Origin of the sequence: Luteitalea sp. (assembly GCA_009377605.1) — a bacterium.
GTDB lineage: Bacteria > Acidobacteriota > Vicinamibacteria > Vicinamibacterales > Vicinamibacteraceae > WHTT01.
Genome location: WHTT01000052.1, coordinates 35,394 through 48,156, shown reverse-complemented (window position 1 = coordinate 48,156; position 12,763 = coordinate 35,394). Strand labels below are relative to the sequence as shown.

Genomic DNA, 12,763 nt, shown 5'->3' with positions numbered 1-12,763 from the left:
GACGGGATGCATCGGCAGCCAGAATGGTGCACTTATTCCCTGACAGGCCCTTAGGGTACGTCCTCGATCTGTGCACGCAGCGCGTTCATGCTCCCGAGTAAGACGTCCAGCGTCTGCTGCGCGTCCGCAAGCTTGGTCCGCTCTGCACGCACGAACCGTGAGTACGGGGCGATGCTCTCCTCGACTCGCACCACACTGGTCTGGATCTCCGTCTCGAACTGCTGATGGAGCGCGCGCGACAGCTGCTCGCGGAGCAGCGTGATTTTCTGTCGCATCTCCTGCTTTGCGCGGTGGCGGCGCCCGGGGATCACGAAGAGGCCGACCGCCGCCAAGACCCCGGCCAGCACAATGCCCGTGATGTCAGCGGCGGCCGTGGTCGCAGCAATCGTGACGACCGCTCCCAAGCCGGCCGCCGCCACCTGCAACGCGGCGGCGGCGGCGACCGAATCACGCGCCTTGTCCGCGATCGTGGCCGCCTCGCGGGTACGATCGTAGGTGTCGACGACCCGCTGCACCTGCCGGCCGACGCCGTCGATGAGCCGCGCCCGGTCGTGGTGGAACTGCTCGCTGCCGCCGACGATCCGCTCCGCATGCTGGCGGCGGCGCTCGTGCAGGTGCTGGTTCACGGCCGTCCACTGCCGGAAATCGGCGTCGACGAGCCAGTCGATCAACGTCGACACGCGGCGCTCGATCTGCTCTGGCGTGTCGGCCACGACCTCACGCTTGAACGCTTCTTGCGTTCGGCTCCGGTTGAGGAGGTCGAACACGCGGCCCACCCGCAGTGTCTCGTCGAAGAACGCATGGCCGCGTTGTTCCATCCCGAGCAACAGATTGTCGATGTCCGCAATACGGAAGCGGAAATCGCGCGTCATGTCCTCGCGGTACACGGCGAGCTGCCGATCGACGTCCTCCAAGAGGGTGAGGTCGTCGCCGAGAAGCCCCAATCGCTCCCGCACCTGCCCGAGCAGCGTGTCGGCCAGCCGCCCACCGACGCCGAGCGGGCTCGAGAGCTTGAGGCGCACCCGCTCGCGGTCCTCGAGCGTCTCGCGCAGGAACCCTTCGAGCGGCGCGAACCGGCTCGCCTCCCAGACCGCCGCGTCTTCACGACGGCCGCGTCGGGCGAGTCGGAGGCTCACCGGGAATACCGGCGGCTTGATGCCAACCAGACGCTCGGCGCTCTCTTCCACGAAGTCGATGACCCTGCCGATCTCCTCCTCGCGCTCCAGGATGTCGATCTTGTTGAGCACGACAATGATCTTCTTGCCCCAATCGCGAATGAGCGTGAGAAACGCGCGCTCGCTCTCCGTAAAGGGGCGGTCGACACTCGTGAGAAACAACACGAGATCCGCGCGCGGCACGAAGCGCTCCGTAATCGTCTGGTGCTCCGGCACCACGGCGTTGGTGCCGGGCGTGTCGACCAGGTGCACCTCTCGCAACAGCTCGGCGGGTGCGCGCACGGTGACGACCCCATTTCCCGGGCCGTCCTGCGCCATGGTCTCTCCGTAGCGCAGCACCGTGATCTGTGCGGTCGTGGGCGTGACGCCCTCTTCGAGGACATCCTGCCCGATGAGGACGTTGATGAACGCACTCTTGCCCGCGTTGAACTCGCCGACCACGACGAGGAGGAAGAAGTCGTCGAGCTGCTCGATGGCCCGGTTGAGAATCGCACGATCCTCGTCCGATGCACCGAACCGCTCGAGCGCTTCCCGGACCGCGGCCAGTGTTCGGCGCTCCTCAGCGAGTAACGCCGCTTGCCGATCCGAGAGCAGACGAAGGCTCATGGGCGAAGATTCAGACCGTTGCAGCATCTTGCGTCTATTGTCATCTGTCTTTGGCTGTGGAGTCGATCTCGCCGAGACAAAATCCAAAATGCACGATCATTAATGCAAAATCCCGTCCGATTGGCCGAAATGCCGCTCAAACTCAGCCATATGTGCCGCCGGGATCGCTGCAAGGCCATGCAGACAAACCGGCACGGGGCTTGCTAGCATCATAGATGTAAAAAGGGGGCAGGCCCCTTTCTTCCAAGACTCGCGCCACCAAAGAAAAGGGGCCTGTCCCCTTTTTCTCTCTAGGAGGAATCGAAAGAATGCGTTTGTGCTTCGATCTGCTTCGCCGTGTTCCGCTCCCGACGGTCGCTGTGCTGCTGGCGGCCTGCACACTCCTGCCCTCGACGGCCGCGGCGCAGGCCAGCGGCATTGGTGTCCGAGGCGGCGTCAGCGCCGACAGCCTCGCCGATCAGTTCTACTTTGGCCTTCACTACGAAACGCCGGAGCTGACCGAGCGACTCACATTCCGCCCGAACGTCGAGATCGGCTTGGGCGACGATTTGACGACTGCGGCCTTCAACTTCGAGTTCGCGTATTACTTGCCTATCCGTAATCTACCTAATTTCGACGTGTACGTCGGCGGCGGTCCATCGGTGCTCAACTTCAATCCGGATGCTGAGGACGTCGATTCCGAGACCGAGGCCGGCGTCAACCTCCTCGGAGGCGTCCTGTTCGACAACGGATTCTTCGCGGAGCTCAAGATCGGCGCGATCGACAGCCCCAGGTTGAAGTTCGGGGTTGGCTACACGTGGAGGTAAGCGTTTCCTAGGGTTTCCTAGGGTTTCCTAGGGATCAAGGGAGCTAGGGAGCTAGGGATCAAGGGATCAAGGGATCTAGGGAAGGTGGGCGGAGAGGCTACGACGTTGATCGCTTAGCGCCCCCCGTTGTTCGAGCTCCCCTTGATCCCTTGATCCCTAGCTCCCTAGATCCCTTGATCCCTTCCGTCACTGCGACTGTCCTACTTTTCCTGTCAGGATGGTAAGGACGCGAACGTACTCCGCCTCCGCCTTGCTGAACGCCTCCTTGTAGGCAGCCTCGGTCAGCTCCTGGGTTTTCCAGTCCTTATTGAAGGTCACCGTGGTATTTCCCACTTGGTATGTATCGCCTGCCAGTCCCTTGGGTGGGTCGGCACGGAGCCCGTCGGCGCTAATGTCATCGACGAACGTGCGGGACTCGAGCTCGGACCCGCTGCTCAGCTCGATGTAGGCCTCTTGATGCTCCTCCTTGAGCACGTGCTCCTTGAGGAGCGCTGGCGCAGTGTACTGCGCAGCCACGACACGCAGCTCCACCTCCGGTATATGAAACGCCCCGACGAACTGGTCGGGCGCCTCGACATCCGGTGCAACGAGATACGTCAGCTTGGCCGCGCTCATCTTCTTGCCCAACGCGAGCGCGAGGTCCGCAGATTTGGGCGCTTGCGCCGCCGCAGGAACCGCGAGCAGCACACCCAGCCCGGCCAGCCACACACTTCTCCACGACGGTTTCGACATCGTATCCCCCCTTGACGATGAGCGCTCCCCTTGAGAACCCGAGAGTCACAACGCCGTACGCTCCTGCTCAGCCGATGAACAGCGCGTCGTCCTCGTCGCCGCGCGCTCCCGCCGGCCGTCGGCGGAACGAGCGCATCGTGTCGAGCAGCGCACGCAAAGCTCCGAAGACAGCGGCGCCTTCGCGAACCGGCGCGACAATGGCGTTCTGCACGATACCGAGCGTCGTATCGACGCGCTGTGCCATGTCGCCCATGAGTCGATCCGCACGCTCCACTTGTCCCACCGCGAGCCCCGAGATCCGTGCGGCGTCGACGCCTAGCTGGTTGGCGCGCTCGACGAGCGGCCGCACGTCGTGCTCGACCTTGGTAATGAGCGCCTCGACGCGGCGCGCCGTGCGCGCCGCATACACGATCGCCCCAACCTGGATGAGCGCCATGACCAGCGTCGACGCAGCAATGACGCCAAGCAGTATCGTGCTCCACTCGCTCACGCCGGCTCCTTCGGGCTACGCGCCTCTTGATAGGCTTCCTTGCCACGGTCGATTGCGGCCGAGACCGTCTCGCGCTGTTTATGGACGAACTCCCGTCCTATGTGCGCCGCTTCCGCGGCACGCTCGCGCCCCTCGCGAGCACGGTCGGAGAGCCGTCGTCGCATCTCCTCACCCGGTCCTGGCGCCCATAACAACGCTGCAGCCGCACCAACCATCGTCCCTAGGAAGAACGCTACCACCACAGACCCGCCGTTTCCGTCGTTGTCGCGTGCCACCACGAACCTCCTCTAAGACAGGGGCCCTCAAAAGATGCTGACCCGGACGTTGAGGAACTTCCTCGGGTCGCTCCGGATGTCGGCAAGCAAGCCCCGCAACTCGCGCACGGCTCCATCCATGTTCTCATACAACTGCCGGTCATGGAGCAATCGCCCTGCCGTCCCTTCACCGGCCTCCAGCCGGGCGACGAGACGCTCCAGCCCCTGGCTCACCGCGGCCAGGCGCTTGTACAGGGCGTCATCCGTGACGAGCTTGCCGGCGGTTCCCTCACCGCGCGAAATGCGCGCCGTCACCTCATCGAGGTTCTTCGTCGTCGCCGTCAGCGACCGCGCGAACGCGTCGTCGTGGAGGAGGCGGCCCAGACTGCCCTGCCCGGCGTTGATCCGGCGTGTCGCCGCTTGGAGATCCTCGAGCGAGGCGCGCAACGCCTTGTATGCCGCCGGATCGTTCACCAGCTGGCCAAGGGTGCCGCGGCCACGATTGACGCTGGCCACGACGCGGTCCGCCGTCTCGAGCAGACCACTGAGCTCGCGGTAGACGGCTTCGTCGGTGAACAGCTTCCCCATCGTGCCCTCGCCCTGACGGACGCCCCGCAAGATCGTCGTGAGCTCCTCGAGGCCTTCCGACGCGCCGGCCGCGACGTCGCCCAGCGGCGGCGCCTGCCGCGCGGTGGGGATGTAGCTCCATTCTGACAACGGCTCACCGCTGGTCGACGCGGTGATGTCGACGACGCCCTCCCCCAACAAACTGAGCGATCCAATCGCCGCGCGCGAGCCCGTGGTCACCTTGTCCTGCATCGCCTGCTGCAGCGTCATCGTGACCTCGATTTCCGCGCCGGCAAACTCAATTCTCTCGATCTGGCCCACCTCCACGCCGCCCAGGCGGACGAGGCCTCCCTCCTTGAGTCCCATCACGTTTGTATACCGCGACTTGAGATGGTACTCGCGAGCAAAGAGCCCACCTTGGCCGCCGACCAGAAAGACCAGAAAGACCGCCAAGACGATGGCGGCCAGAGCGAGAAACCCTATCTTCAGCTCCGACCAGGCGAGTGAGCGGGTGCGAGGCATATGGATAGATCCTAGGAGAGAAAGCTTTGAATGTAGGGGTCGCTAGAAGCCCGTAGCTCGTGAGCGTTCCCCTCGAAGACCACATCACCCTCACGCAGCATCATGAACTCGGCCTCGGCCGACTTGTCGCGGCTTGCGGCAAGGATCCGTGGCTGACCATTCTCGCGAACCGCCGTATGCTCCGCGACGTGGAATGCGTCGCGCAATTGGTGTGTGACGAGCATGGAGCTGACGCCTTCCAGATCGCGCAGCTTGATGATCTCCGCGTCGATCGTCAGCGCTGTGATCGGATCCAGGCCTGTCGTAGGCTCGTCGTACAGCAGAATACGCGGCTTCGCGGTCATGGCGCGCGCAATGGCCACGCGCCGCCGCTGCCCGCCGGACAACGCGGACGGCATCTTCTCGACGTGCTCGCTGAGGCCGACGAATCCGAGCACCTCCTCCACACGGCGATCGACGTCCTCCAGCAGACGGTCCGATTCTTCGTAGAGCTTGTAGCCCACGTTCTCGCGCACCGTGAGCGAGTCGAAGAGGGCGCCCTCCTGAAAGACCATGCCGAGATTCGCGCGGACGGCCATCAGCTCGCGCTCGTCGAGCAAGTCGACACGCTCGCCATTCACCCAGATGACGCCGGCGTCCGGACGCAGCAGTCCCAGAATGAGCTTGAGGATCGTCGACTTCCCGGCGCCGCTTGCGCCCAGGATGATCTTCGTGTGCCCGTGCAGCAGCGTGAAGCTGACCTCACGCAGCACCACCAGGTCGTCGAAGGCCAGCGACACTTTGTCGAACATGACGACCGGCGCACCGGGGGCCGCGAGAGCCTCTTCCAGCGTCGGCGAGGCAGGTCCTTGGTCCTTGGTCCTTGGTGCTTGGTGCGGCGAGAGAAACCCGGGCCGATATTGCGGCGTCGAAGCGCTATCCCACGAATTCCCAACCGACCACTTCGCCATAGGCGCACCAAGCACCAAGAACTAAGAACCAGGAACTAATACAACACCGTCGTCAACAGCTTCGTCACGAAGAAATTGATGGCCAACACGGCCACTTGCGAAGCCACGACCGCATTGGTCGTGGCGCGGCCGACCCCCTGCGTGCCGCCGCTCGTCCGCAGCCCGACGTGGCAGCCGATGCTGACGATCGCGAAGCCCAGGAAGAACGGCTTGATCATCCCCATCCAGAGGTCTTCCATATAGAGCCCATCGACGACCGCCGTCCAGTAGACGCTGGAGGCCACGCGTAGTTGTGTGACCGCGATGATCCAACCCCCGACCATCCCGATGCCCGCAGAGACCACTGTCAGAACGGGCACCATGAACAGGCCGGCGAGAATCCGCGGCACCGCGAGCTTACGGATCGGATCCGTACCGAGCGCACGCAGCGCGCTAATTTGATCGGTCACTGCCATGGAGCCGAGCTCCGCGGCGATGCCGGAGCCGACGCGTCCGGCCACCATGAGGGCCGTGAGCACCGGGCCCAGCTCCTTCACCATCGCCGCGCTCACGAGCCGGCCGACGACCGAGCGCGCACCGAACTGATCGAGTGTCATGCCGGTCTGGAGGGCGAGCACTGCCCCGGTGAAGAGACCGGTCAGGAGAACGACGGTGAGCGAGGCCACGCCAATGGCGTCGAACTGCTCGACGACATCACGATAGTAGAACGGGCGCGTCACGGACCCGCGGAAGACGGCAACACACAGCTTGACGTATTCCTGGAGCTCCAGCAGCGCTTTCTTGGACCACTCGGTCAGTGGCGTCACGGCACCCCCACGGCGCCGGGCACCAAGCCGCGCAGCTTCTTCACGCGATCGCGCAGCGCGGCGGCACGCTCGAACTCCAGGTTGGCGGCGGCAGACCGCATGTCGGCTTCCACCCGGCCGATCGCGGCGCGCAGGTCGGCCTCGGAGTGGAACGTCTCCTCATCGCGATTCTCCGCCAGCGGGACCGAGGTGTAGTCGCGCTCGTAGACACTCGACAACACGTCGTCAATCTGCTTCACGATCGACATCGGCGTGATGCCGTGCTCGTGGTTGTAGGCATCCTGGACCGCGCGGCGCCGCTCGGTCTCGCCGATCGCGTGACGCATCGAGTCGGTGACGCTGTCGGCATACAGGATGGCGCGGCCGTTCACGTTGCGGGCAGCGCGGCCGACGGTCTGGATGAGCGACCCGGCCGAACGGAGAAATCCCTCTTTGTCGGCGTCGAGCACCGCGACGAGCGAGACCTCCGGAAGGTCGAGCCCCTCTCGGAGCAAGTTGATGCCCACGAGCACGTCGAAGGCGCCGCGCCGCAGATCGCGGAGGATCTCGACACGCTCCAGCGTGTCGATGTCCGAGTGCAGGTAGCGCACCCGCACGCCCAGCTCCTGGTAATACTGCGTCAAGTCCTCGGCCATTTGCTTGGTCAGCGTCGTGACGAGGACCCGCTCCCTCGCGGCCGCCCGCTGGCGAATCTCGTGCAGCAGATCGTCGACCTGACCGCGCACCGGCCGGACCTCGAGCGGCGGATCGACGAGACCGGTTGGACGCACGATCTGCTCGACCACGACGCCTCCCGATTGTTGCAGCTCGTACGGCCCAGGCGTCGCCGAGACGAAGACGATCTGATCCACCCGCGCGCGCCACTCGTCGAAATTGAGCGGCCGGTTGTCCAGCGCGGAGGGCAAACGAAAGCCGTACTCGACCAGCATCTCCTTCCGCGAACGGTCGCCGAAGTACATGCCTCGGATCTGCGGAATCGTTTGGTGGCTTTCGTCGGCGATGGTGAGGGCGTCCGACGGCAGGTAGTCGAGCAGCGTGGGCGGTGGCTCGCCAGGCGTGCGCCCCGTCAGATGGCGGGCGTAGTTCTCGATGCCGTGGCAGTACCCGATCTCCTTCAGCATCGCCAGATCGAACATCGTTCGTTGGTGGAGCCGCTGCGCTTCGAGCACTTTGCCCGCGGCCTCGAGCCGACCGCGGTGCTCGGTGAGCTCCTCCTTGATCGACGCGATCGCCGGCGTGAGCCGCTCGCGCGGTGTCACGAAGTGCGACTTCGGATAGATGGCCAGGCGACTGTGCCGCTCGAGCGTACGGCCCGTCAACGGATCAATCGTCAGGAGCTCGTCCACCTCGTCACCGAAGAGCTCGATTCGGACCGCCTGCTCTTCGTACGACGGAAACACTTCGATGACGTCGCCGCGGACACGGAACGTCCCGCGCCCGAACTCCAGATCATTGCGCTCGTACTGAATATCCACCAGCTTCCGCAGGATGCGGTCGCGCTCGATCCGCTGGCCGCGCTCGAGCGGAAGCACCATCCCGTAGTAGGCCTCGGGCGAGCCGAGACCGTAGATGCACGAGACGCTCGCGACGATGATGACGTCGCGGCGCTCGAACAGCGACCGTGTCGCCGACAGCCGCATCCGGTCGATCTCGTCGTTGATCGTGGCTTCCTTCTCGATATAGGTGTCGGTGGACGGGACGTAGGCCTCCGGCTGGTAGTAGTCGTAGTACGAGACGAAGTACTCGACCGCGTTGTGGGGGAAGAAGCGCCGAAACTCCTGATACAACTGCGCAGCGAGCGTCTTGTTGTGGACCATCACCAGCGTCGGGCGGTTGACGCGGGCGACCACCTGCGCCATGGTGAAGGTCTTGCCCGAGCCTGTGACACCGAGCAGCGTTTGACACGGCACCGCACGCTCGAGGCCGGTCACGAGCTCGTCGATGGCGCGCGGCTGATCGCCGCGCAGCTCGAAGTCGGTGACCAGATCGAAGCGGTCGTACCGGGACGACATAAAATCAGGATTCGGGATTCAGCCACAGACAACGAATCGTGACGACCTCGACAAGGGCCCGCACTCCAGCTCGAATCGTATCAAAGAATCACTGGTCCTCGCGGTAGAGCGCAAAATAGCCCTTGCGCGTCCGCAGCTTCGCGTCGCACGCGGCGCCTTGCTTGAGGCGCACTTGCAGCTTTCGCCACGTGCCGTCCTGTCGTTGGTTTGTCGAGATGTAGCCGAGGATGTAGCGGCCCTCGACCTCCGCGAGGAGCCGCGCATACGCATCGTCGAGCTCTCGTGCCGAGAGCGGGAAGAACGCTTGGCCGCCGCTCTCCTCGGTGATTTGCTGCAGGCGAAGCCGCTGCTCCAGTCGCACGCTCGACACCTGGTGCTCCAGCAGGCCTATCGCGTAGATGGTCACATCAGAGGTGCGCACGAGATCCAGCACGTCCGCAAAGGTCGCCGTGCTGGACGTGTCGCCGCCATCGGTGTACAGGGCCAGGATCTTGTCGCCGTCCTGATCGAACGCGCCGTGGAGATAGACGCTCAACGCATCGTACAGCGCCGTCCATCCCTCGGTGTGTCGCCCGCGAACGCGCTCGACCAGCCGTGGAAAGTCACGAGGCTCAAACCGCGCCAGGCGTACCTCGGTGGCGAAATCGACCAGGGTCATGTCGTCCGCCTCGGGCAGGAGCCTGAGGAACTTGATGGCGGCCGTGCGCGCGAAGCGAATGTCATCTTCCATGCTGCCGCTCGTGTCGAGGAGGAGACCAACGTGGAAGGGCAGGTTGTCCGGCAGGTCGTCACCGTGCGCGAACAAGCGGACGGTCTGCGGGCGCCCGTCCTCGAGCACGACGAAGTCCTCGGACGTGAGGCCCTTCACCAGCGCCCCGTCGTCGTCGACCACCGTCACGCTCACGCGGACGATGGGGTCCGCCACGGTCCGATAGACGACCTGTGCGGAAGCTGGCGCCGCCAGCACCGCTACGAAGACGCTTGCCAAGAGCTCACGCATGGGTCTCGACCGAAGGCGACGGTTGTCCCTCCCCGCCTTAAATCGGCACTGCAATCGGCCCCGCAATCGGCCCTTCTAAATGGGCGCTCAAGTCAGCCCCGACACCGGCCCCGATACCGGCTCCTCGAGTCCACGAGCACAGACGCACAGCATACCGCAGTCCGCCGCCGGCCTGGCATAGGAGGACCTGCGGTATAATACGAGTTTGGCCCCTCCGGCGATGATGCGCCCGAGGGGCTTCGCTGGCTATGAAGTGTCTCGCCATTTGTCAGACCGAGCTGATGGTCCGGACGCTCGACCGGATTCTCAGCTCAACCTTCGACGTCGACTTCCTCGTTGAAAATCGCGCGCTGGCTCGTCGCTTACACGACGCCGGGATCCGCGTGACCGCCGCAGACTGTTGTCGAGTCGACACCTATCTAAAGGCGGACCTCTCTCCGCAGACCTGTGTGATCGTCGAGGACCACCGGCGGCGGAGCTTGAGGCGATTGATCGAGGCGGTCCGCGACGCCGGGGGCTCCCTCACCTATGTCCTCTCCACCGGCGCGTCGACACGCGCCGCCGACGACGTTCGACAGCGGTACCCGGAGGTCACGCAGTTCACGCTCGCCGAGCTCACCGAGCCGACCCTCATTGCAGAGCTGAGCCGGTCCATGACACGCGCGCGCGTTCAGCAGTACCAGCGTTACTTCGAGGATGCGGACCGCGTGCTCGTTCTCCTCCACAACGATCCCGACCCGGATGCCCTCGCCAGCGGCCTGACACTTCGCTACATCCTGCGTCGCCGCCGCGCCACCTGCACCATCGGCGCGGTGCAGCCCATGACCCGCCCCGAGAACCTACGGATGGCACGCCTGCTCGACATCCCGGTGGACGGGGTCACGCCCGCCGACTTCGAGCACTACGATCGTATCGCGACGGTGGACGTGCAGCCGCACTATTTCGATGGCCTCAACCGCGTGGACCTCGTCATCGATCACCACCCAGAGCAGACCGGCTACAACGCGGTCTTCAAGGACATCCGTCCAGACTACGGCTCGACGAGCACGATCCTGTGGGAGCACATGCGCGCCGTCGATCTCGATGTCTCGGAGCGTACGGCGACGGCGATGTTGTACGCCATCAAGTCTGACACCCTCTTCTTCGCGCGCCATACGAACCGGCAGGATCTCGAAGCTTTCACCAATCTCTACCCGTTGGCGGACCCAGCCCTCATCCGCAAGATGGAAGGCGCGGAGATCACGCACGAGCGGTTGGAGTACGTCATGCGGGCGCTCGCGGCCAGCGTCCACGAGGACCAAGTCTTTTGCGGCTGCCTCGGCGAGGCGCCGCGCGAGGATCTCATCACCTACGCGGCCGACTTCTTCCTCGAGCTCGAAGACACGCGCTGGGCCGCCATCGCCGGGATCGTGGGCGACAAATTAGTTGTTTCGCTGCGCAATCTCGGGTACGCGCGCAATGCCGGTGAGTTCGTCAAGCGCTTCTTTGCAGACCTAGGCAGCGCAGGCGGGCATCGATCACTGGCCAAGGCAGTGGTGCCGTTCGAGGCCTTCGTCGAGAAGCATGGCGCCCGAACGCCGGAAGAGATCGCACGCCGCCTGAGCGACCTCACTCACAGCTTCCTGCACGAACAGAACGGCAAGCCAAAGGAAGTCGCCGCCCTGCAGGCCCGAGGTTAGTCACTGGGGCCCCACCGACGCCGGCCCACCAACGCCGGGCTTGGCTGCCAGGCCGGGTCGGCCCCGGCGCCCAGGTTACGGACGGTGCTGCCGTTGCGGTTCATGGCGAACAGGTCGTACCCGCCGTCCCGTGTGCTGCCCTTTCGGCGTCGGGCCTATCCTGCATGTCTCACGAGCCTTCTCGAAACGGCCTCCCCCAGACTGCACGAACGGAAATGGTACCATGCGCCACCCAGCGCGCCCGCCGCTACAGCTCAGCCATTGTGACGCCCGACAGACGCGGGCACGATTCCGCACCCCAGAAGAATCCAAGCGTTTTCCCATGGAACTCCCAAGACTTCCAGAGACGCGTCGAGCCACCCTATTCGGGATCGACACGTTGAGCGGGCCACGGCAGTGGGCCAAGGACTCGCTCACGACCGCAAATGCTCGACGGATGTTTGGAGAAACGCTATGCCTGAAGCAATGGAAATGCGCAGCGGGATGGATATCACCAGACCACCCGGTGGCGATGTGCCGCTGCTCGATAGCACGCACGCGCGCGACGAGAAAAGGCGACGGCTCGAGTATCAGCTCGACTTGCTGAGCACGCGTGACATCGACTTCGACGAGATTCTCGGCCAGCGCGTCACCGTGAGCGTGGCGTTGCCCGACGACAGCACGCGCTCCTTCAACGGCTATGTGACAGGCTATTTGCGAAAAGACACGCCGCCACCACGGCCCGTCGACACGCTCCAGGAGAGTGATCACAGCGGTGCGCCAGCGTCGGCTGAGGTCGGGCTGCTCCCTCGCACGGCGCCGATGCCGGCAAGTGACAGCGCGCTCACGCCGCGCGAGAGGCAAGTGCTCCAGCTACTCACTGAAGGGCATAGCTACAAAACCGCGGCGGCGGAGCTCGACCTGAGCATCGAGACCATCCGCTTTCACATCATGCACGTCTATCGAAAGCTCCTCGTCCACTCGAAGTCAGAGGCCGTTGCGCTTGCGATCAGGCGGGGTCTGGTGCGCTGACGCAAGACATCTCTGGTCCCTGCGGCTGTGGCCGGTGAGTCGGACGGGCGGCGGGCTCTGCTGTGGCTCACAGAAGCGGCGTGCCTCGGACCGTCCTGGTCTCCTGTGTGACGGGTAAGGCGCGGTAGGTGAGCCAGACGGAACCCAGCTTGA

The 12,763-nt window shown here is 64.5% G+C and carries 12 protein-coding genes; 3 read left to right on the top strand and 9 right to left on the bottom strand.

Annotated features, from left to right (window positions below):
* Positions 1 to 50 precede the first annotated feature (50 nt).
* Positions 51 to 1,808 carry a GTP-binding protein gene (locus tag GEV06_17445; GenBank protein MPZ19683.1) on the bottom strand — a complete coding sequence of 586 codons (1,758 nt, stop codon included), beginning with the start codon at positions 1,806 to 1,808 and terminating at the stop codon, positions 51 to 53.
* Between the two features lie 281 nt (positions 1,809 to 2,089).
* Between GEV06_17445 and GEV06_17440 the strand changes: the two genes are divergently transcribed.
* Positions 2,090 to 2,587 carry a hypothetical protein gene (locus tag GEV06_17440; protein MPZ19682.1) on the top strand — a complete coding sequence of 166 codons (498 nt, stop codon included), beginning with the start codon at positions 2,090 to 2,092 and terminating at the stop codon, positions 2,585 to 2,587.
* Positions 2,588 to 2,773: 186 nt separating this feature from the next.
* Here GEV06_17440 and GEV06_17435 read toward each other — a convergent pair whose 3' ends face one another.
* The 8 genes from GEV06_17435 to GEV06_17400 all read right to left on the bottom strand — a co-directional run bounded on the left by GEV06_17435 (position 2,774) and on the right by GEV06_17400 (position 9,920).
* Positions 2,774 to 3,319 carry a hypothetical protein gene (locus tag GEV06_17435; GenBank protein MPZ19681.1) on the bottom strand — a complete coding sequence of 182 codons (546 nt, stop codon included), beginning with the start codon at positions 3,317 to 3,319 and terminating at the stop codon, positions 2,774 to 2,776.
* Between the two features lie 67 nt (positions 3,320 to 3,386).
* Complete coding sequence (locus GEV06_17430) at positions 3,387 to 3,809, bottom strand: hypothetical protein (GenBank protein ID MPZ19680.1); 423 nt, start codon at positions 3,807 to 3,809, stop codon at positions 3,387 to 3,389.
* On the bottom strand, positions 3,806 to 4,084 hold the full coding sequence (locus tag GEV06_17425; protein ID MPZ19679.1) for a hypothetical protein: 279 nt from the start codon (positions 4,082 to 4,084) through the stop codon (positions 3,806 to 3,808). The genes GEV06_17430 and GEV06_17425 overlap by 4 nt, the downstream gene beginning before the upstream one ends.
* Positions 4,085 to 4,111: 27 nt before the next feature.
* Complete coding sequence (locus GEV06_17420; protein ID MPZ19678.1) at positions 4,112 to 5,152, bottom strand: MCE family protein; 1,041 nt, start codon at positions 5,150 to 5,152, stop codon at positions 4,112 to 4,114.
* An 11-nt stretch (positions 5,153 to 5,163) separates the two neighbouring features.
* A complete protein-coding gene (locus GEV06_17415) occupies positions 5,164 to 6,102 on the bottom strand; it encodes an ATP-binding cassette domain-containing protein (protein MPZ19677.1) in 939 nt (312 codons plus the stop codon).
* A 35-nt stretch (positions 6,103 to 6,137) separates the two neighbouring features.
* The gene (locus GEV06_17410) at positions 6,138 to 6,908 is read right to left on the bottom strand and encodes an MlaE family lipid ABC transporter permease subunit (protein ID MPZ19676.1); all 771 of its coding nucleotides are present in this window, start codon (positions 6,906 to 6,908) and stop codon (positions 6,138 to 6,140) included.
* On the bottom strand, positions 6,905 to 8,920 hold the full coding sequence (gene uvrB, locus GEV06_17405) for an excinuclease ABC subunit UvrB (protein ID MPZ19675.1): 2,016 nt from the start codon (positions 8,918 to 8,920) through the stop codon (positions 6,905 to 6,907). Before uvrB ends, GEV06_17410 begins: the two co-directional genes overlap by 4 nt.
* A gap of 88 nt (positions 8,921 to 9,008) precedes the next feature.
* On the bottom strand, positions 9,009 to 9,920 hold the full coding sequence (locus GEV06_17400; GenBank protein ID MPZ19674.1) for a VWA domain-containing protein: 912 nt from the start codon (positions 9,918 to 9,920) through the stop codon (positions 9,009 to 9,011).
* A 248-nt stretch (positions 9,921 to 10,168) separates the two neighbouring features.
* On the opposite strand from GEV06_17400, the gene GEV06_17395 reads away from it, so the two are divergent.
* A complete protein-coding gene (locus GEV06_17395) occupies positions 10,169 to 11,599 on the top strand; it encodes a hypothetical protein (GenBank protein MPZ19673.1) in 1,431 nt (476 codons plus the stop codon).
* 453 nt (positions 11,600 to 12,052) lie between these two features.
* Entirely contained in the window at positions 12,053 to 12,610 is a 558-nt protein-coding gene (locus tag GEV06_17390) for a hypothetical protein (GenBank protein MPZ19672.1), read from the top strand.
* Positions 12,611 to 12,763 lie beyond the last annotated feature (153 nt).